Origin of the sequence: Novosphingobium sp. (assembly GCF_030696665.1) — a bacterium.
Taxonomy (GTDB): Bacteria; Pseudomonadota; Alphaproteobacteria; order Sphingomonadales; family Sphingomonadaceae; genus Novosphingobium.
In genome coordinates this window covers 59,063-75,936 of record NZ_JAUYRV010000052.1, presented here as the reverse complement: position 1 = coordinate 75,936, position 16,874 = coordinate 59,063, and the positions used below count along the sequence as shown (strand labels likewise).

The 16,874-nt window shown below is 63.3% G+C and carries 18 protein-coding genes; 10 read left to right on the top strand and 8 right to left on the bottom strand.

The window, feature by feature from the left end:
- Positions 1 to 125: 125 nt before the first annotated feature.
- The gene (locus tag Q8R81_RS16725; RefSeq protein ID WP_305619655.1) at positions 126 to 752 is read left to right on the top strand and encodes a class I SAM-dependent methyltransferase; all 627 of its coding nucleotides are present in this window, start codon (positions 126 to 128) and stop codon (positions 750 to 752) included.
- Between the two features lie 17 nt (positions 753 to 769).
- Here Q8R81_RS16725 and Q8R81_RS16720 read toward each other — a convergent pair whose 3' ends face one another.
- Positions 770 to 1,591, bottom strand: coding sequence for a glycerophosphoryl diester phosphodiesterase membrane domain-containing protein (locus Q8R81_RS16720; RefSeq protein ID WP_305619654.1), 822 nt, complete (start codon positions 1,589 to 1,591; stop codon positions 770 to 772).
- 101 nt (positions 1,592 to 1,692) lie between these two features.
- On the opposite strand from Q8R81_RS16720, the gene lipB reads away from it, so the two are divergent.
- Both lipB and Q8R81_RS16710 read left to right on the top strand, forming a co-directional pair.
- Positions 1,693 to 2,376 (top strand): lipoyl(octanoyl) transferase LipB, encoded by a 684-nt coding sequence (gene lipB / locus Q8R81_RS16715; protein ID WP_305619814.1) that lies wholly within the window; start codon positions 1,693 to 1,695, stop codon positions 2,374 to 2,376.
- Positions 2,373 to 2,660: a hypothetical protein gene (locus tag Q8R81_RS16710; protein ID WP_305619653.1), complete on the top strand. Its 288-nt coding sequence runs from the start codon at positions 2,373 to 2,375 to the stop codon at positions 2,658 to 2,660. The genes lipB and Q8R81_RS16710 overlap by 4 nt, the downstream gene beginning before the upstream one ends.
- Here Q8R81_RS16710 and Q8R81_RS16705 read toward each other — a convergent pair.
- On the bottom strand, positions 2,643 to 3,524 hold the full coding sequence (locus tag Q8R81_RS16705) for a CoA ester lyase (RefSeq protein ID WP_305619652.1): 882 nt from the start codon (positions 3,522 to 3,524) through the stop codon (positions 2,643 to 2,645). The two genes, Q8R81_RS16710 and Q8R81_RS16705, sit on opposite strands and share 18 nt — an antisense overlap.
- Before the next feature lie 18 nt (positions 3,525 to 3,542).
- On the bottom strand, positions 3,543 to 4,646 hold the full coding sequence (locus tag Q8R81_RS16700; RefSeq protein WP_305619651.1) for an alkene reductase: 1,104 nt from the start codon (positions 4,644 to 4,646) through the stop codon (positions 3,543 to 3,545).
- A gap of 76 nt (positions 4,647 to 4,722) precedes the next feature.
- On the opposite strand from Q8R81_RS16700, the gene Q8R81_RS16695 reads away from it, so the two are divergent.
- Positions 4,723 to 5,613, top strand: a complete 891-nt coding sequence (locus Q8R81_RS16695) for a DMT family transporter (RefSeq protein ID WP_305619650.1) — start codon at positions 4,723 to 4,725, stop codon at positions 5,611 to 5,613.
- Between the two features lie 2 nt (positions 5,614 to 5,615).
- Here the strand turns inward: Q8R81_RS16695 and nadA are convergent, their stop codons facing one another.
- The 3 genes from nadA to Q8R81_RS16680 all read right to left on the bottom strand — a co-directional run bounded on the left by nadA (position 5,616) and on the right by Q8R81_RS16680 (position 8,255).
- Positions 5,616 to 6,614 (bottom strand): quinolinate synthase NadA, encoded by a 999-nt coding sequence (gene nadA, locus Q8R81_RS16690; RefSeq protein WP_305619649.1) that lies wholly within the window; start codon positions 6,612 to 6,614, stop codon positions 5,616 to 5,618.
- A gap of 82 nt (positions 6,615 to 6,696) precedes the next feature.
- A complete protein-coding gene (locus Q8R81_RS16685) occupies positions 6,697 to 7,350 on the bottom strand; it encodes a DUF4230 domain-containing protein (protein ID WP_305619648.1) in 654 nt (217 codons plus the stop codon).
- Positions 7,332 to 8,255: an MBL fold metallo-hydrolase gene (locus Q8R81_RS16680; RefSeq protein ID WP_371135392.1), complete on the bottom strand. Its 924-nt coding sequence runs from the start codon at positions 8,253 to 8,255 to the stop codon at positions 7,332 to 7,334. Before Q8R81_RS16680 ends, Q8R81_RS16685 begins: the two co-directional genes overlap by 19 nt.
- A gap of 72 nt (positions 8,256 to 8,327) precedes the next feature.
- Between Q8R81_RS16680 and Q8R81_RS16675 the strand changes: the two genes are divergently transcribed.
- Entirely contained in the window at positions 8,328 to 9,806 is a 1,479-nt protein-coding gene (locus Q8R81_RS16675) for a glycerol-3-phosphate dehydrogenase (RefSeq protein WP_305619647.1), read from the top strand.
- Between the two features lie 29 nt (positions 9,807 to 9,835).
- Here the strand turns inward: Q8R81_RS16675 and Q8R81_RS16670 are convergent, their stop codons facing one another.
- Positions 9,836 to 10,309: a DUF1465 family protein gene (locus Q8R81_RS16670; RefSeq protein WP_305619646.1), complete on the bottom strand. Its 474-nt coding sequence runs from the start codon at positions 10,307 to 10,309 to the stop codon at positions 9,836 to 9,838.
- A 126-nt stretch (positions 10,310 to 10,435) separates the two neighbouring features.
- Positions 10,436 to 10,633 carry a YdcH family protein gene (locus tag Q8R81_RS16665; RefSeq protein WP_305619645.1) on the bottom strand — a complete coding sequence of 66 codons (198 nt, stop codon included), beginning with the start codon at positions 10,631 to 10,633 and terminating at the stop codon, positions 10,436 to 10,438.
- Between the two features lie 256 nt (positions 10,634 to 10,889).
- On the opposite strand from Q8R81_RS16665, the gene Q8R81_RS16660 reads away from it, so the two are divergent.
- The 5 genes from Q8R81_RS16660 (at position 10,890) to tilS (ending at position 16,830) form a co-directional block, all read left to right on the top strand.
- A complete protein-coding gene (locus Q8R81_RS16660; protein WP_305619644.1) occupies positions 10,890 to 11,048 on the top strand; it encodes a YdcH family protein in 159 nt (52 codons plus the stop codon).
- Between the two features lie 291 nt (positions 11,049 to 11,339).
- Positions 11,340 to 13,619, top strand: a complete 2,280-nt coding sequence (gene ptsP / locus Q8R81_RS16655) for a phosphoenolpyruvate--protein phosphotransferase (RefSeq protein WP_305619643.1) — start codon at positions 11,340 to 11,342, stop codon at positions 13,617 to 13,619.
- Positions 13,620 to 13,785: 166 nt separating this feature from the next.
- Positions 13,786 to 14,775, top strand: coding sequence for a helix-turn-helix domain-containing protein (locus tag Q8R81_RS16650; RefSeq protein WP_305619642.1), 990 nt, complete (start codon positions 13,786 to 13,788; stop codon positions 14,773 to 14,775).
- Between the two features lie 122 nt (positions 14,776 to 14,897).
- A complete protein-coding gene (locus Q8R81_RS16645) occupies positions 14,898 to 15,863 on the top strand; it encodes a tetratricopeptide repeat protein (RefSeq protein ID WP_305619641.1) in 966 nt (321 codons plus the stop codon).
- Between the two features lie 16 nt (positions 15,864 to 15,879).
- Entirely contained in the window at positions 15,880 to 16,830 is a 951-nt protein-coding gene (gene tilS / locus Q8R81_RS16640) for a tRNA lysidine(34) synthetase TilS (protein ID WP_305619812.1), read from the top strand.
- Positions 16,831 to 16,874 lie beyond the last annotated feature (44 nt).

Sequence of the window (16,874 nt, the reverse complement as noted above, 5' to 3'; positions counted from 1 at the left end):
CCTGCAGCATTTTCCACGATTGGTTCTTCATCTTCGGGGTAGCCGTGGCGGTCCGTGCTTGCAATGCCGTGACAAATTTGCGACTCGCTGCAGCTATTCTGACCGGCAGAGGACATCTTCCTGCAATGACTTCGACCCAGGTTGCGCGCCAGCCCCTTCTCCAGCGGGCAAAGCGCAAGGCGGAACGCCTGCTCGGCCCAGCCGGAATCTTCTTCAAGGGCTTTCTCAAGCACCCGGCGATGGTCGGCGCGATTGTCCCGTCATCGAACCGCACGATTGAGCGCGTTCTGTCGGTCGTCGATTGGGAAGAATGCCGTCTTTTCGTGGAATACGGACCCGGCGTGGGCACGTTCTGCCGCCCCGTGCTGGAAAAGCTGCGCCGTGATGGCCGGTTGATCGTGATTGATACCAACCCCGATTTCATCGAATATCTGCAGAAGACCATCGGTGACAGCCGCTTCATCGCGGTGAACGGTTCGGCGTCTGACGTGGAAGAAATCGTCCGGGCAAACGGCTTCGATCACGCTGATTATGTGCTCTCGGGCCTGCCCTTCTCGAACCTGCCCGAAGGCGTGGGACCGGCGATCATGGGGGCCACGCATCGCGTGCTGCGGCCCGGCGGCGCGTTCCTCGTCTATCAGTATACGGCGCGCGCGCGCGATCTGATGGGACAGTTCTTCCGCCGCATCGACAAGGGTTTCGAACCGGTCAACGTGCCACCCTGCGTGATCAGCTGGGGCTGGAAGGAATAGGCTTTCGGCCTTTCGCTTCAGCTGAAAATGTTGCCGATCTCGTCTGCAGTGTCTCCGGCCAGCTGACGATAGACCGCTGCCAGAATCGCCACGAAATAGACCAGCGCGCCCGCTGTCAGCGTGCTGGAAACCGCGGCGGTCAGCACCTGCTGCACGCCGCCGCCCGTGGTCAGCACCAGCACCACGCCCACCAGCATCATGGCAAGGCCATAGACCACCGCAAACAGTAGCCCTGCCAGCATGAAGAACGCCAGCAACCGGCCCGAATTGCCCTTGGTCAGCGCCCACGATCGCTTGAGCGCCTGCACCGGGTTGCGTTCTGCCTCGATCGCCAGCACGGGGGCGACAAGCGCCATGCGCAGGCTGCACCAGATCATCGCGATGAAAGCGCCGATGATCACCACGGCACCAATCGCCTGCTGACCGGTCAGCGCCGCTGCGCTTACCAGCACAAGGAAGCCCATGCCCAGCGCCGCGCCGACCATGATTTGCGCCAGCACATAAGGCCCCAGGGCCATAAAGCCTCGGCGAATCGCCTGTCCCACCATCGGGCGGTTGCGGTCGGTCATCACGATCAGCATGGTCACGGTGCCCGCCATCTGCAGCAGCGTGACGACGATCAGCAGCGGCATCGAGGCCGTCCACATATCGGCAATCTTTTCCATCATCTCGCCCGGCGGCGTGCCCGGTGCCATTTGCGGTTCGGGCACGAACACTGAAAACGCAAGGCTGGGCACTAGGAAGAACACCCCCGCAATCGCGATCAGCACATCGCGGTTGGTGGCGACAAGGCGCGTGGCGGTCTTCCAGGCAAGTGAGCTATCAAGGCGGAGGGTCATCGCGCTCCTCTAGCAGTGCAAACCCGCTTCTGTCGAACCCCCGTAAAGGGTGTTTCTTGCAGCCTCTTGATGATCTGGGCTGTCTGCGCCATGCGGGAACCATGCCGGGTCAGCACACCATCGAAATTCGCCGTGAATTGGCGCAAATGCCTTATCGCATCGCGCTCGACGAAATGACCGTGCGCAACGCCGCGATTGCCGATGATACCGCGCAGGAACTCATTTGGCTGCTCGAACATCCCCCGGTCTACACCGCAGGCACCAGTGCCTCGCCGGATGAACTGCTTGATCCGCGTTTTGAAGTCGTCGCGGCCGGACGCGGCGGGCGGTACACCTATCATGGTCCGGGGCAGCGCATCGGCTATGTCCTGCTCAATCTGCGGACGCGCGCGCGTGATGTGCGCGGCTTCGTTCATGCACTCGAAGGTTGGGTGATCGATACGCTGACCGATTTCGGCGTCGAATCATGGCGCGCCGATGGTCGCGTCGGCATCTGGACGCTGGGGCCGGATGGACGCGAGGCGAAGATCGGGGCGATCGGCGTGCGCATCCGCCGCTGGGTCACGATGCACGGCTTCTCGGTCAATCTTGCACCAGACTTGTCGCACTTTGGCGGAATCGTCCCTTGCGGAATTGAGGAGTTCGGCGTCACCAGCCTTGCTGCGCTGGGTCACGATGTCAGCGCGCAGATGTGGGACGAGGCCCTGCTTGCCCATTTTGACGGGTTTCTGGCGAAGCTTGATACGCCATGTCCTGTACCAACGACTCCACCGGAGGCCGCATGATCGAACGTTCTGCCACTTTTGCGCTCTGCTTTCTGCTCGCCGCCTGCAATCAGCAGGCCGAACAGGGCAAGGCTGCTGCGGCTGTAGGCGAAGTTCTGCCCGGCTCGATTTCGGACGACATGATCGATCTCGACACATCGACCGCTGCCCCGCCGCTCGCCCCGGTCAAGCCCAGCGCGACGAAAAAGGCGGCGACGGATGGCGGTGCCGAGGCTGAGAGCGAGGAAGCCGAAGCCGACGCCCCTGCACAAACCCCGGCTGGCGAATCACCCGATACCGAGTAACTGCTTGGCCATCCGCAGGTGCGGCTGGTCGATCATCCGGCCATTGTACTGTAATGTTCCGGCGGCGGGATTTTGCGCAAACAGCCCGATGATCGCTTCGGCCTCGGCCAGTTCGTCGGCGCTCGGCGCAAAGGCAGCGTTGATGATCGGCACTTGTGACGGGTGAATCGCCAACATCCCGGTAAAGCCGTCGGCCCGCGCGGCCTGTGCGGCCCGCTGCGTGCCTGCCTCGTCGCGGAAATCATCGTGCAGCGTGTCGATGGACCAGATTCCAGTGGCATGGGCCACCAGCAGGCATTGCGCGCGGATGAAGCGGAAAGCATCGGTCCACGCGCCGTTCGCATCGCGCTTGCGGCTTGCGCCCAACACGGCGGACAAATCTTCGGCACCCCATGTCAGCCCGGCAAGCCGGGGCATGGCAGAATCGACATAGCTTGGAATGGTCAATGCCGACCTTGCCGTTTCGCTCACCAGTGGCAGTATGCGCGTGGTGCCGTTGGGAATGCGGTTGCGCTGTTCCAGTTCATAGATCTCGGCGGCGAGCATGCGGACCTGGTCCGGCCCTTCGCATTTGGGCAGCATCACGCCATCGGGCGCGCCGGCCATCACACCCTGCAAATCCTCGCGCCACATGCCGGTATCGATCGCATTGATCCGCACCCAGCGCGCCACGGGGCGATTTTCGGTCACATGCTGGCGGTGGATGGCCAGCCAATCGCGCGCCAGTATACGGGCCTGCGGCTTGGCCGCAGGGGCCACCGCATCTTCCAGATCCACAATCACCGCATGCGCGCCAGTTGTCATGGCCTTGCCCAGCTTCTTTTCGCTGTCACCGGGGACGAAGAGCCATGAACGTGGCGGCATGCGGGTATTCTCCTTAAATCATGCTGTTGCGGTTTCCTCCGCAAGCGTCGGGTAGTCGGTATAGCCATGTTCACCGGGGAAATACCACGTCTGCGGCACATCGACGTTGGGATTGAGATGCGCCCCCTTGTGGATGCGGTCCACCAGATCGGGGTTGGAGATGAACGGACGGCCAAAGCTGATCGCATCCGCGCGGCCCGACGCCACGTCTGCGGCGGCTTCTTCTGGCGTGTAGTCGCTGTTTAGCACCAGCGGCCCGGTATAGATCGAACGGATCAGGCCGTCCTGCTGCGGCACGTCGGTTGCGCCAAATGTGCCTTGCGGTCCTGGCTGGCGGAGTTCGACAAAGCTGACGCCCAGTTCCTGCAGCACGCGCGCCGCCTCACCAAAGGTTTCAGCGGGATTGCTGTCGTCAGTCCCTTGTGAATCGCCGTTGGGCGAAAGGCGGATCGATACGTTCTCCTTGCCCCACACCGAGATGAGCCGTTCCACCACTTCGCGCATCAGGCGCACACGGTTCTGCGGGCTACCGCCGTAATCGTCATCGCGCAGGTTTGTGCCATCGCGCAGGAACTGGTCGATAAGGTATCCATTGGCGGCATGAAGTTGCACACCGTCGAACCCAGCCTTTTTCGCGTTTTCCGCAGCGCGGCCGTAATCGTCGATCAGGCGCGGCATTTCATCAAGGCGCAACGGACGCGCGGTCGCGAAATCCTTGGTGCCTTCGGGTGTATGCGCATGGCCGGGCGCGGTCGTTGCCGATGCCGAAACCGGTGGCTCCCCGCCAAGGAAGTATGGATGCACGATGCGGCCCATATGCCAAAGCTGCAGTATGATGCGCCCACCTTCAGCATGCACCGCGTCGACAATCGGCTTCCAGGCCTCGGTCTGTTCGTCGGTCCAGATGCCCGGCGCGCTCGGCCAGCCAAGCCCTTCGCGGCTGATGCCGGTGGCTTCGGTGATGATCAGCCCGGCGCTGGCGCGCTGGCGGTAGTATTCCACCATGATCGGCGTGGGCACACTGTCGCCAGTGGCGCGGCCACGGGTAAGCGGAGCCATGATAATGCGGTTGGGCGCTTCGATTGCGCCGAGACGCACGGGCTGGAACAGCGGGTCATGCATGCTAGGAGGCCTTTCGTTTGAATATCAGCGAAACGCACTGGGTTTCGCTTTGCAACTGGATTAAGGCGCGCCCATGATGAATTCAAGTGACGCAGCCTTGTCATTTCGCCCCGGCCCGAAGCATTTCCTTGCGCTGCTGACAGGAAACATTGCGCTGGCGTTGGGGCCGTGGTTCGTCCGCATTGCCGATAGCGGCCCGGTTTCGGCTGGGCTGTGGCGTCTGGCTCTCGCACTCCCATTGTTGGCGGCGTTTGCCCTGCGCGGGCGTGAACCGATGTGGGGTTATGCGCGCAAGGACTGGTGGATCATCGTGGCGGCGGGTGTCGTTTTCGCGCTTGATCTGGCCAGCTGGCATGTCGGGATCGAGATGACCAAACTGGGCAATGCCACGCTGTTCGGCAATTCGGGCAGCGTGATCCTGATGGTGTGGGGCCTGGTGACGATGCACCGCCGCCCGCACCTGCGGGAGTTTGCAGCCGTGGCGATGGCACTTGGCGGGGCAGGCCTGCTGCTCGGACGGTCTATGGAAATTGACGCGCGCACGCTCGCCGGAGACCTGTTTTGCATCCTCGCGGGGCTGTTCTATGTGGTCTATATTCTGCTGGTGCAGGGCATTCGCGGGCGGTTCGGATCGTGGAGTCTGCTGTTCTGGTCAAGCCTTGCCGGCGTCCCGGTCATGCTCGTCACCGCGCTGGCCTTGGGTGAGCCAATCTGGCCCACCAACTGGTGGCCGGTCATCGGCCTGATGTTCGCCAGCCAGATCGTGGGACAGGGCCTGCTGGTCTACTCGCTCCGCCACTTCCCGCCACTGGTGATCGGCCTCGTCCTGCTCACCCAACCTGCCGTTTCCGTTCTGGTTGGCTGGCTTGCCTTCAACGAAGTCCTCGCCCTGCCAGATGCTATCGGCATGGCGCTGGTCGGCGCGGCGCTGGTGCTGGCGCGATTGGGTGAGGGCAAGGCGGCCTGAGGTTAACCCTCGAACGGCCGCGCCCCCAGATCACCCATGCCCACCGTGCCGCTGGCCATATCGAGCATCCGGTCGAGGCTCTTCTTGGCGGCCAGACGCAAGTCTTCGTCCATCTCTATACGCGGCTGCAGATCGCGCAGCGCGACGTAGAGCTTTTCCATCGTGTTGAGCGCCATGTAGGGGCAGATGTTGCAGTTGCAGTTGCCGTCAGCCCCGGGAGCGCCGATGAAGGTCTTGTCCGGGATCGCCAGTTCCATCTGGTGAATGATGTGCGGTTCGGTCGCCACGATCAGCGTGTCACCGGTAAAGGTCTTGGCGAATTGCAGGATGCCGCTGGTCGATCCCACATAATCGCAATGATCGATGATGTGCGGCGGGCATTCGGGATGGCCTGCCACCGGCGCGCCGGGGTGCTGCGCCATCAGCTTGAGCAACTCGGTTTCCGAAAACGCCTCGTGCACAATGCACACGCCTGGCCACAGCAGCATGTCGCGCCCGAACTTGCGGTTCAGGTATCCGCCAAGGTGGCGGTCTGGCCCGAAGATTATCTTCTGTTCGGGCGGGATCTGCGAAAGGATCGTCTCGGCGCTCGATGACGTGACGATCACGTCCGACAGCGCCTTCACCTCGGTCGAGCAGTTGATGTAGGTCAGCGCGATATGATCGGGGTGCGCCTCGCGGAAAGCCTTGAACTTGTCGGGCGGGCACGAATCCTCAAGACTGCACCCGGCGTCCATATCGGGCAGCACCACAATCTTGTTCGGTGACAGGATCTTGGCGGTATCGGCCATGAACTTCACGCCGCAGAACGCGATCACATCGGCGTCGGTCGCGGCCGCCTTGCGCGAAAGCTCCAGACTGTCGCCCACGAAATCCGCCAGATCCTGAATCTCCGGGCGCTGGTAATAGTGCGCAAGGATCACCACGTTGCGCTCCTTGCGCAGGCGGTCGATCTCGGCACGCAGGTCAAGGCCGGAAAGGTTGGTCGGCTGGGCAGTCATCGCAGGCATCCTCCACCGGGCAAACCGTGCCGGTTTGAAGCGCGGACTTAAGCGGCAGTCCGCGCTCTCGCAATAGTGTTGGTTATTCGAAAGTGACCACAACCTTCGCCTTGCCATAACCCGCCACCTGCAACGGGATCGAGACATTCTGGCTGATCGCTTCCTTCGCCGCCTGCCGTGCAAGGTTCATCAGCACCGGATTGGCAGCTTGTTGCACCGCCTGCGCCTCGGCCAGACGGGTGTTGTCGCGCGTCAGCTTGTCCTGCGCCTCGCGCGTGATCCAGATGCCGTCACGCAGATATTGCGCGCGCGCCTCATCCAGATTCGGGCGGCTCACGGTCAAAGGCGGCAGTTTCACGCCCAGCGTCTGCGTCTCGGCATTCCAGCTCAACCGTTCGCGCCCAACCTTGGAAAGATCGATGGTGTAATCCACCCGCGCCGGGATCACCGCAACCTGTTTTGAATTCACCAACCCGAACATGCGTGAATCGTTGCTGGAAACCACGGGCGCAAGTTCAGCGCTGAACACGGTCAGCTTGTCCTGCTTCTCAAACGCCACAAGGCTGGTCGCCAGAGGATCGCCGATGTCCTCAGGCTGCCACCATTTCCACGCGAAGAATACCGCCGCCGAAAGCGCCACCAGAAACAGCGCCCAAGGCAGCAATGAGACCCGTGCCAGCGAAGCTTCACGCTTTGTTGCAGGGGCGGGCGAGTTGTTCAGGCGAGCATCATCCATCGTTCCCCCTCAACGGCCACGCGGCCCTGCCGTTCCAGATCGATCAGATGCGCCAGTACCGAACGCCCCGCCGCGCCATGCAGCCTTGTATCCAATCCCTTGTACATCGCGCTCACGAATTCAGGAATGGCGTGCGGCCCGCCATCTTCCAGCAGCCGCACAATCTGGCGCTCGCGTTGCCGCCGGTGGCCGAGCATGCCGCGCACCAGTTGTCGCGGATTGTCGATCTGCGGCCCATGTGCCGGATAGAGCACCCGGTCCTCGCGGTCATAGAGCTTCTGCAGGCTGGCCATATAGGCGGCCATATCGCCATCCGGGGGCGATACCACCGAGGTTGACCAGCCCATCACATGATCGCCGGTAAACAGTGCGCCGCTTTCCAGAACCGAATAGCACAGATGGTTGCTGGTATGCCCCGGCGTCGCCACGGCTTCCAGCGTCCATCCATCGCCAGAAACCCGCTCGCCATCGGCCAGCACGCGGTCGGGCAGGTAATCGGCGTCAAAAGCTGCATCGGCACGCGGCCCATCGTCGACCAGCGCCAGTGCCGCACAGCCGATGATCGGCGCACCCGTCGCTGCCTGCAGGGGGCGTGAAGCGGGGCTGTGATCGCGATGGGTATGCGTGCAGACGATGGCCACGACCTTCGCAGCGCCCACCGCCGCAAGGATCGCCTCGACATGGCCTTCACCGTTGGTATCGGCATGCCCGGAAACACCCGTGTCATCCGGTCCCGGATCGATCACCGCAACTTCCGCCCCCGCGCCAACGATATACGTCTGCGTGCCGGTGAAAGTATAAGGCGAAGGGTTGGGTGCCAGAACGCGGCGCACCAGCGGTTCGAGCTGTTCGGAGCGGCCCGTGGGCCACTCGCTGCGGTCTGGTATCGGGGGCATTTGGGCCATGCATCCGGTATGGGCATTGTCCTGCCCCCGTGCAACCTTGCACAATGTGACCGCTCGTATCAGGGTGGCATGATGGAAAGCGCAATCGACGTGCCATACGATCTCGCCGTGATCGGCGGCGGGGTGAACGGCGCGGCCATCGCCCGCGATGCGGTGGGGCGCGGCCTTTCGGTCCTGCTGCTTGAACGCGGCGATCTGGCGCAAGGCACATCGTCCGCCTCGACCAAGCTGATCCACGGCGGCTTGCGCTACCTTGAACACCGCGAATTTGCGCTCGTTGCCGAAGCGCTGCACGAACGCGAGATCCTGTGGGCACAGGCCCCGCACATCGTTTGGCCAATGCGCTTCGTCCTGCCCTTCGTGCCAGAAGGCCGCCCGTGGTGGATGCTGCGCACCGGGCTTTGGCTCTATGATCGGATCGGCGGGCGCAAGATTTTGCCGCCGACAAAGCGCGTAAAGTTGCAGGGCCGCATGGGGCTGCAATCCGATATCCGGCGCGGCTATGAATATTCCGATTGCTGGGTGGACGATGCGCGGCTTGTCGTCCTGCTTGCCCGCGATGCTGCGGATCGTGGCGCAGACGTGCGCACCCGCTGCCCGGTCACCGCGCTGCGCCGCGAAGGGCATCTGTGGCGTATCGAAGCAGGAGGGGAAACCTTCCACGCCGCCATGACGATCAACGCCGCAGGCCCGCAAGTGGGCGACCTGCTCGGCATCGCCCGCGCGCCAAAGCCCGCCACCTTGCGCAAGGTGCGCGGCTCGCACATCGTCGTCCCGCGCCTGCACGATGATCCGCGCGCGCTGTTCCTGCAATTGTCAGATGGCCGCATGTGCTTTGCCATCCCGTGGCAGCACGCCTTCACCCTGATCGGCACGACCGATAGCGAGGAGGGGGCCGACGCTGATCCGCCACAGGCAAGTGAAGCTGAAATCGCCTACCTGCTCGACGCCGCCAACCGCCACTTCCGCCGCCAGCTTTCACGCGATGATGTGGTCTGGACTTTTGCCGGGGTGCGCCTGCTGGCCGATGACGGCACCGGCAAGCCCGAAGCCGCCACGCGCGGCTATCGTTTCGAACTGGATCGTGGCAGCGATCACCACAGCGCACCGCTGCTTTCGGTGCTGGGTGGCAAGATCACTACACACCGCACTCTGGCCGAGGCAGCGCTCGAACGCCTTGGCTTGATGGACAATGCGGGATGGACAGCCACTGCACCGCTGCCCGGCGGCGACTTCAAGCCCGACGGGCTGGACGAGGCGGACAACCTTGCCCCGCTTGAACAGGAAATCCACGCCCAGGCACAGAACCTGTCGCGCGCCACGATTCACCGCCTCGCCCGCGCCTATGGCACCGATGCGCTTGGCTTTGTGCGCGGCGACATGGGCCGCGCCGTCGGACAGGGCTTTACCGAGGCCGAGCTTGACCACCTCGTCACCCGCGAATGGGCGCAGACCGCGCAGGACGTGTTGTGGCGGCGTTCAAAGCTGGGTCTGTGGTTCAGTGCAGAGGAAGTGGCGCTGCTGGAAAGTATGCTGCCGACGGCGTCATGACGTCAGCCTCACCGCGCAGGATCAGGCGCTTATTCCCCCACTGCGCGTGAAAGCCGCTCGCGCAGCCGCCGCACCGCGCTGTCTTCGCTGATCCCCTGCGTGCGCCAGGATTGCTCAAGCCGCTGGATGCGCTGGTAAAGCCGCTCACTCTCGTGGACCAGCACCTGAACGTCCATAGGCAGCGTATCGACCACGTCTGCCTCGCTCGCCGGAAAGTTGGCGATCAGGCGGCCGTGGCGTCGCAATTGCAGTTGCGAAAGCTCTCCGGCAAAATGCGCGCGGTGATTGAGCAGCCAGGCAAGGCAATGCATCACGCGCGTTGTGGTGCGCAGCGCCTCGCAGCTCACCTGCACTCGGCGCAAGTCCTCATCGTCCCCGCCCGCTCCTCGCGCTGTGTCCTGACGCAGGCGTTCAAAGCGCAGGCGCACAGTTTCGGCAAGGCCGAGAGCTTCGGCATAGAGCGCTTCGACGATGCGCGGGTTGAGGCTGGGCAGTAGGGCCATGACTTGCGCATAGGCTGCGGCGCGGCGGTTCGCCAAGACTGCAACCGATCTGTAACTGTCCCTTTCCTGAACGTATCTTAACGGGACAGGTCAGGGCTTGGGTAAATTCAATCTATCCAAATGAAATCATGCGATAATATCGGGAATGAGATAGTCCTCGATCATTGCGATCTGGTCCTTGAGCAGCAATTTGCGCTTTTTCAGGCGGGCGATCTGCAACTGGTCGCGCGTTCCTGCCAGTGTGAGCGCGTCGATCGCGGCATCAAGATCGCGATGTTCAATGCTCAGCGCGGCCAGTCTCTTGCGCATTTCCTCTTCGGTCACTGTACGCCCAACTCCTAGATTCAAGACCGCATACGCTGAATCGGGCCTTGCCTGCGCCCTACGGTCGAACCCGTAATGCAGCACAGCCCGACGCGGTTTGGCTTGCAAGATACGGTGATTGTGGGACCATGACAACGCGCCGCCTGACTGAGTCGGAAACAATCAGCAACGAAGGCAAATCAGGCGCCGCCGCCCCGCACGGGGGATGGCCTTGTGCGGGTATCTGATGGGGGCTTTCCCTTAAGGAGGAAAACGCATGGAATCGACGCACATCAGCGCTCTCCAGAACAAGCACGCCGGTCTTGAAAAGCAGATCCATATGGAAATGTCCCGGCCCCTCCCTGATGAAACGCTGGTGGCTCAGCTCAAACGAAAGAAGCTGAAGATCAAGGAAGAGCTTACCGGCCTCCACTGATCGCGCCGCCTTCCAAAGGCAACACACGGAGCCGCCCGCGTTGGGCGGCTCTTTTGCGTTTCAACTCTTGCACCCCAAACTTCGTCATCCGTTCACCCCACTTCGTCACCCCCGCGAAGGCGGGAGTCCAGTCCATCAAAAGAGTCGTCGCTGGGCGACGGGCTTTTTGTCGCCGGATTCCCGCATGCGCGGGAATGACGAAGCAAAAGTGGGAATACCTATCCACGCAACTTTCCGCACCGCATCGGATTTCACGCAACATTCCCAAATCGCATGCGCTAGGCTATTCACATGCCCATGCTCAGCGCCGTCACCGCCGCCCGTCAGATCCTCACCTCGTTGCACGAGGTCATGGCCTCACGCGCTGGTGCTCAGGCCAAGCTCAACCAGATCGTCGAAGTGATCGGGGAAAACCTCGATTCCGAGGTCTGTTCTATCTACCTCCTGCGCGAAGGCATGCTCGAACTGTTCGCCACACGCGGGCTGAATCAGGCGGCCGTCCACGTTACGCGCCTTGCCGTGGGTGAGGGTCTGGTCGGCACCATCGCGGGGAATGTCGAAACGCTGAACCTTGCCGAAGCCGCCGCCCACCCGGACTTCGCCTTCCGGCCCGAAACGGGCGAGGAAAAGTTCCACTCATTTGCAGGCGTGCCCATCGTCCGGCGTGAACGTGCGGTGGGCGTCGTCGCCGTCCAGCATGTCGAACCGCGCCGCTATGAAGAGGTCGAGATCGAGGCGCTGCAGACAGTGGCGATGGTCCTGTCCGAACTCATCGCCAATGCCGAACTGATCGATGACGAAGAAACGCTGGGCGTCCCCGCACACCTCACCGGGCCGGACCGCCTAACCGGTCTCACGCTGGTAAAGGGCCTCGCCAGCGGCGTGGCGGTGTTCCACCAGCCCCGCGTCACCATCGAACACATCGTCGCTGAAGATACCGAGGCAGAGCGCCAACGCGTCTACCTGGCGTTCGACAAGATGCGCGAACAGATTGACCGCATGGCCAGCCAGGCCGAATTCGGCATGGGCGGAGAGCACGAAGAGGTGCTCGAAACCTACCGCATGTTCGCCTACGACGAAGGCTGGTCGCGCCGCATCAACGAGGCAATCGATTCCGGCCTCACCGCCGAAGCCGCGATAGAACGCGTCCAGCAGCGCACCCGCATGCGCATGCGCCAGATCGATGATCCGCTGCTGGCGGACCGCATGCACGATCTTGAAGATCTGTCGAACCGCCTGCTGCGCATTGTCTCGGGTCAGCTCGGCACGGCGGCGACGATGGGTCTGAAAGGCGATGCCATCCTGATCGCCCGCAACCTCGGCCCGGCGGAATTGCTGGAATATGATCGGCGGCGGCTGAAAGGCGTCATCCTCGAAGAAGGCTCGCTCACCGCGCACGTCGTGATCGTTGCCCGCGCGATGGGCATTCCTGTGGTCGGCCGCATGCGCGCGCTGCGCGGCAAGGTGCGTGAAGGCGATCACCTGCTCCTTGATGGCGACCAAGGCGTGGTCGATGTCCGCGCCGCGCCCACGCTGATCGAAGCATTCGAAGCGCGCTTTGCCAAGAACCGCGAAAAGCAGGCCCACTACGCCACCATGCGCGAGGTGGAGCCGTTCACCCGCGATGGCACCCGCATCACCGTGCTGATGAACGCCGGGCTGCGCGATGATACGCCGATGCTGAACCTGACAGGCGCGGACGGCATCGGCCTGTTCCGCACCGAATTCCAGTTCCTTGTTTCGGCCACACTCCCTTCCCGTGAACGGCAGACCCGGCTCTACCGCGATGTGCTCGATACCGCTGGAGACAAGCCGGTGGTGTTCCGGACGGTCGACATCGGCGGTGACAAGGTGTTGCCCTATCTGCGCCACAACGAAGGCGAGGCCGAGGAAAACCCGGCGATGGGCTGGCGCGCGCTGCGCGTCGCGCTTGAACGCGATGGCCTGCTGAAAGTGCAGGCCCGCGCCTTGCTCGAAGCTGCGGGCGGCAAAACACTCAACGTGATGTTCCCGATGGTCACCGAGCCGTGGGAATTCGATGCCGCCAAGGCCGTGTTCGAAGGCCAGCTCGCCTTCCTGCGTCAGCGCAAGAAAGTGCTGCCCGAAGCGATCCGCTATGGCGCGATGCTTGAAGTGCCCGCGCTGGCCGAATGGCTTGACGTCTTGGCACCGCGCCTTTCGTTCCTGTCGATCGGCACCAACGACCTCACGCAGTTCCTGTTCGCCGCTGACCGTGCCAATCCCAAGCTGGCCGAGCGTTACGACTGGCTCAGCCCCGCGATCCTGCGCTTCCTGCGCCGTGTGGTAACCACCGTCGCGCCTTTTGGAACCGACGTCACAGTGTGCGGTGAAATGGGCGGGCGGCGGCTCGAAGCGCTGGCCTTGCTTGGCCTTGGCATCACCCGCCTGTCGATCACGCCTGCGGCCGTTGGCCCGGTCAAGGAACTCGTGCGCAAGGTTGATATGGCCGAGATCGGTGCCGCGATGAATCAGTGGCTGGCCGAACCGCCGCACGACATGCGTGCCACGCTCGCCGCATGGGCGTGTGAACGCGGCATCGAGTGCGATTGAGGCGCGCAAAAGGGCATTTCGTCGCCGAAATCCGCCGTTTTTCGGTTAACACCGTTGACTTTCGCGGCGTTGCAGCGAAGCCTTCACAAACGGTTGCCAAACACTAAGTGAAAATGACGGGAGTCGCGTTTTGACCGAAGCCGGCGGTCTGCAGGCCATTACCAGTATGAGTGATACCCCGATCCCCGCAGGCGAGCCAAAGCGCGCCTCCGTCGGGCAAACCTTGCGTGCCGCACGCGAAGCTGCGGGCCTTGATATCAAGCAGTTGTCGCAGCGCACCCGCGTGACCAGTCGCCATCTTGAGGCGCTGGAAAGCGGCGATTATGCCGCGCTTCCGGGCCGGCCTTATGCGCTCGGCTTTGGCAAGAGCTATGCCCGCGCGGTTGGCCTTGACGAAGCGGTCGTCACCGATGCCATCCGCGCCGAACTCGATACCCAGGCCCCCCCGCCGCCGCCCCGCGTGATCAACCAGTTCGAGGTCGGCGATCCCGCCAAAACGCCAACCCGCCTGACCACGTGGCTGGCGCTGGGGCTTGCTATCTTGATCGCGCTCGCAGGGCTGGTGTTCTGGCGCAGCTACTACATGCCCTCGGCTGATCTGCCTTCACTGGTCGGCGCGGAAGAGGAACCTGCCGCCGCTGCTTCGGGTCAGGTCGCCGTTGTCCCGCTGCCCAATGCCGCACCCTCCGGCCCGGTGGTGTTCACCGCCACGGAAGAGGCGATCTGGGTCAAGTTCTATGACGGGCAGGGCCAGCAGATCCTGCAAAAACAGCTCGCGATGGGGGAAAGCTTCACCGTGCCCGAAACTGCGCAGAACCCGCAGTTGTGGACAGGCCGCCCTGATGCGCTGACCATCACCATCGGTGGACAGCCCGTGCCGAAGATTGCCGAACGCGAAGGCATTGTGAAGGACGTGGCCGTCAGCGCCGCAGCATTGCTCGCGCGCGGGGCACCCGCACCTGCTGCGTCAGCAGCGCCTGCCACCACGCCCGCTGCAACTGGAGCCACAGCCAACCGGGCACCACGCCCCCGTCGCGCCGTTACCGGCAATCGCACGGTAACCCCGGCATCGGCACCATTGGCAGGTGAAGTTCAGCCCGCCTCCGCGCCAGCGCCGGCCGCCGAAAATCCCCCAGCATCCACCGGATTGCGTTAGGCGCATCTCGACTTGCCGACTGCTGTGCGGCATTGATACAGTACGGTTAACGCCATACGGCCAGTGGGCGCGCGCAGGGATCGTGTGCGCCTTGGCAACGGGCCGGTGAAACGGGAATGACGATGACTTTCAAACTTCGCGGCACCCTGCCGCTTACCGCGCTCCTTCTCGGTATAGCGGCTCCGGTCGCGGCTCCTGTATTTGCGCAATCGTCGTCCACAACGCAGGCCGATGCCGAAGCCCGCTTGCGCCGGATCGAGGCGGAACTGCGCGCGCTCCAGCGCAAGGTTTTCCCCGATGGCGCGGGCAAGACCTTCGTTCCCGAAATCACGCCGGGGCAGACGCCAACCGCCATCACCGGGACGCCCGCCGCGTCTGCCGTCAGCGACATTCTCGCACGGATGGATGCGATGGAAGCGCAGATCACACGGCTGACCGCGCAGATCGAAGAAGGGCAGAACCGCTCGGCCAAGGTGGAAGAGCGTCTGGCAAAGCTTGAAGCCGCCGCCGCGCCTGACGTTGCAGTTGCGCCAACCGGCACAGCCGCGCCAGTCACGGCCACACCGGTCACCACGCCCAAGCCCGCAACGCCCGCCGCTGTAACACCCGTCGTTGCCAAGCCTGCTGCGGCCAAGCCCGCCACACCGGCGGCTGCGCGTGTTGCCGCCGTACAGGCGATTGAAAAGCCCACCACCGCCGATGCTGGCGAGAACGAGTACATGTACGGCTTCCGCCTGTGGGAAGCGAAGTTCTATCCCGAAGCGCAGCAGCAATTGCAGATCTTCGTGGACCGCTATCCCAAGCACAAGCTGATCAGCCACGGCCGCAACCTGCTTGGCCGTGCATGGCTTGATGATGGCAAGCCCGGCACCGCCGCGCAGTTCTTCCTGCAGAACTATCTGGCCGACAAGAAGGGCCTGCGCGCGCCTGACAGCCTGCTCTATCTCGGCAACGCGATGGTCAAGCTGAAGGACACCGAGAAAGCCTGCGGTGCCTTTGCAGAAATGGCCGCCACCTATCCTGAAGAAACCATCGGCCGCCTGAAAACCCAGTATGATGCCGCTCGCGCTTCGGTGAAGTGCAAGTAATGGCCTCGGGAATACGCTGACCGCTGCTGCTGCGCGTTTCGCCGCGCAGTGGGCGGCGGTCGCTCCGCCCGACAAAGTTGGCCTCGCTGTCTCCGGCGGGCCAGACAGTCTCGCCCTGCTGCTGCTGTTCCACGAAGTTGCGCCGCGCAACTTTGCCGTCGCCACGGTCGATCACGGATTGCGCCCCGAAGCCGCAGCTGAGGCCGCGATGGTCGCCGCGCTCTGTGCGGCGCGCGGTATTCCCCACGATACGCTCACGCTTGCGCTGGCCAAAGGCAGCGCCGTGCAGGAACGCGCCCGCATCGCCCGCTATGGCGCGCTGGGGCAATGGTGTGCGGACAACCACCTTGCCGCCTTGGTCACCGCCCACCATGCCGACGATCAGGCCGAAACCATCATCATGCGCCTCAATCGCGGAGCTGGTCTGCGCGGTCTTGCTGGAATGCGTCCACGCGCAACCGTCCCGGAAACTCCCGACTTGCCACTACTCCGTCCGCTGCTGGGCTGGCGGCGGGCAGATCTGACTGCGGTGGTGGAATCGGCCGGACTCACCGCCGCACATGACCCATCCAACCGCGATGCGGCTTTCGAGCGGGTGCGGATTCGCGCCGCCTTGACGTCATCTGATGCCTTCGCGCCCAATGGCTTTTCCGCCAGCGCGACGCATTTGGCCGAAGCAGATCATGCGCTCGAATGGGCGGTCGATCAGCTTTGGTCTGACGTGAAAGACGCCGATGAGGGTTTCACGTGGAACCCTGCACCAAGCCTGCCGCCGGTCATCGCATTGCGTGTGCTTGAACGCATTCTCGCCGCTTCCGGCAGCGGTGTCCCGCGCGGACCAGACCTCGCCCGTTGGCTCGCGACTCTGCGCAGCGGAGGCGTCGCCACGCTCGGCGGAATCAAGGCGGATGCCCGCCGCGCGCCGTGGCGTTTCACCCGTGCGCCAAGGCGAAACAATAAAGCCTGATCCGCCTTCAGGGCAGGTCGTTGAAAAACCATAATCGCGTTATA

Coding starts and splice junctions, on each gene's coding strand:
- Q8R81_RS16725 (WP_305619655.1), top strand. CDS start 126: ATGACTTCGACCCAGGTTGCGCGCCAGCCCCTTCTCCAGCGGGCAAAG.
- lipB (WP_305619814.1), top strand. CDS start 1,693: ATGCCGGGTCAGCACACCATCGAAATTCGCCGTGAATTGGCGCAAATG.
- Q8R81_RS16670 (WP_305619646.1), bottom strand. CDS start 10,309: ATGGCCCTACTGCCCAGCCTCAACCCGCGCATCGTCGAAGCGCTCTAT.
- Q8R81_RS16710 (WP_305619653.1), top strand. CDS start 2,373: ATGATCGAACGTTCTGCCACTTTTGCGCTCTGCTTTCTGCTCGCCGCC.
- Q8R81_RS16680 (WP_371135392.1), bottom strand. CDS start 8,255: ATGGCCCAAATGCCCCCGATACCAGACCGCAGCGAGTGGCCCACGGGC.
- Q8R81_RS16650 (WP_305619642.1), top strand. CDS start 13,786: ATGAGTGATACCCCGATCCCCGCAGGCGAGCCAAAGCGCGCCTCCGTC.
- Q8R81_RS16695 (WP_305619650.1), top strand. CDS start 4,723: ATGAATTCAAGTGACGCAGCCTTGTCATTTCGCCCCGGCCCGAAGCAT.
- Q8R81_RS16700 (WP_305619651.1), bottom strand. CDS start 4,646: ATGCATGACCCGCTGTTCCAGCCCGTGCGTCTCGGCGCAATCGAAGCG.
- Q8R81_RS16645 (WP_305619641.1), top strand. CDS start 14,898: ATGACTTTCAAACTTCGCGGCACCCTGCCGCTTACCGCGCTCCTTCTC.
- Q8R81_RS16705 (WP_305619652.1), bottom strand. CDS start 3,524: ATGCCGCCACGTTCATGGCTCTTCGTCCCCGGTGACAGCGAAAAGAAG.
- Q8R81_RS16685 (WP_305619648.1), bottom strand. CDS start 7,350: ATGGATGATGCTCGCCTGAACAACTCGCCCGCCCCTGCAACAAAGCGT.
- Q8R81_RS16660 (WP_305619644.1), top strand. CDS start 10,890: ATGGAATCGACGCACATCAGCGCTCTCCAGAACAAGCACGCCGGTCTT.
- Q8R81_RS16675 (WP_305619647.1), top strand. CDS start 8,328: ATGGAAAGCGCAATCGACGTGCCATACGATCTCGCCGTGATCGGCGGC.
- nadA (WP_305619649.1), bottom strand. CDS start 6,614: ATGACTGCCCAGCCGACCAACCTTTCCGGCCTTGACCTGCGTGCCGAG.
- Q8R81_RS16720 (WP_305619654.1), bottom strand. CDS start 1,591: ATGACCCTCCGCCTTGATAGCTCACTTGCCTGGAAGACCGCCACGCGC.
- ptsP (WP_305619643.1), top strand. CDS start 11,340: ATGCCCATGCTCAGCGCCGTCACCGCCGCCCGTCAGATCCTCACCTCG.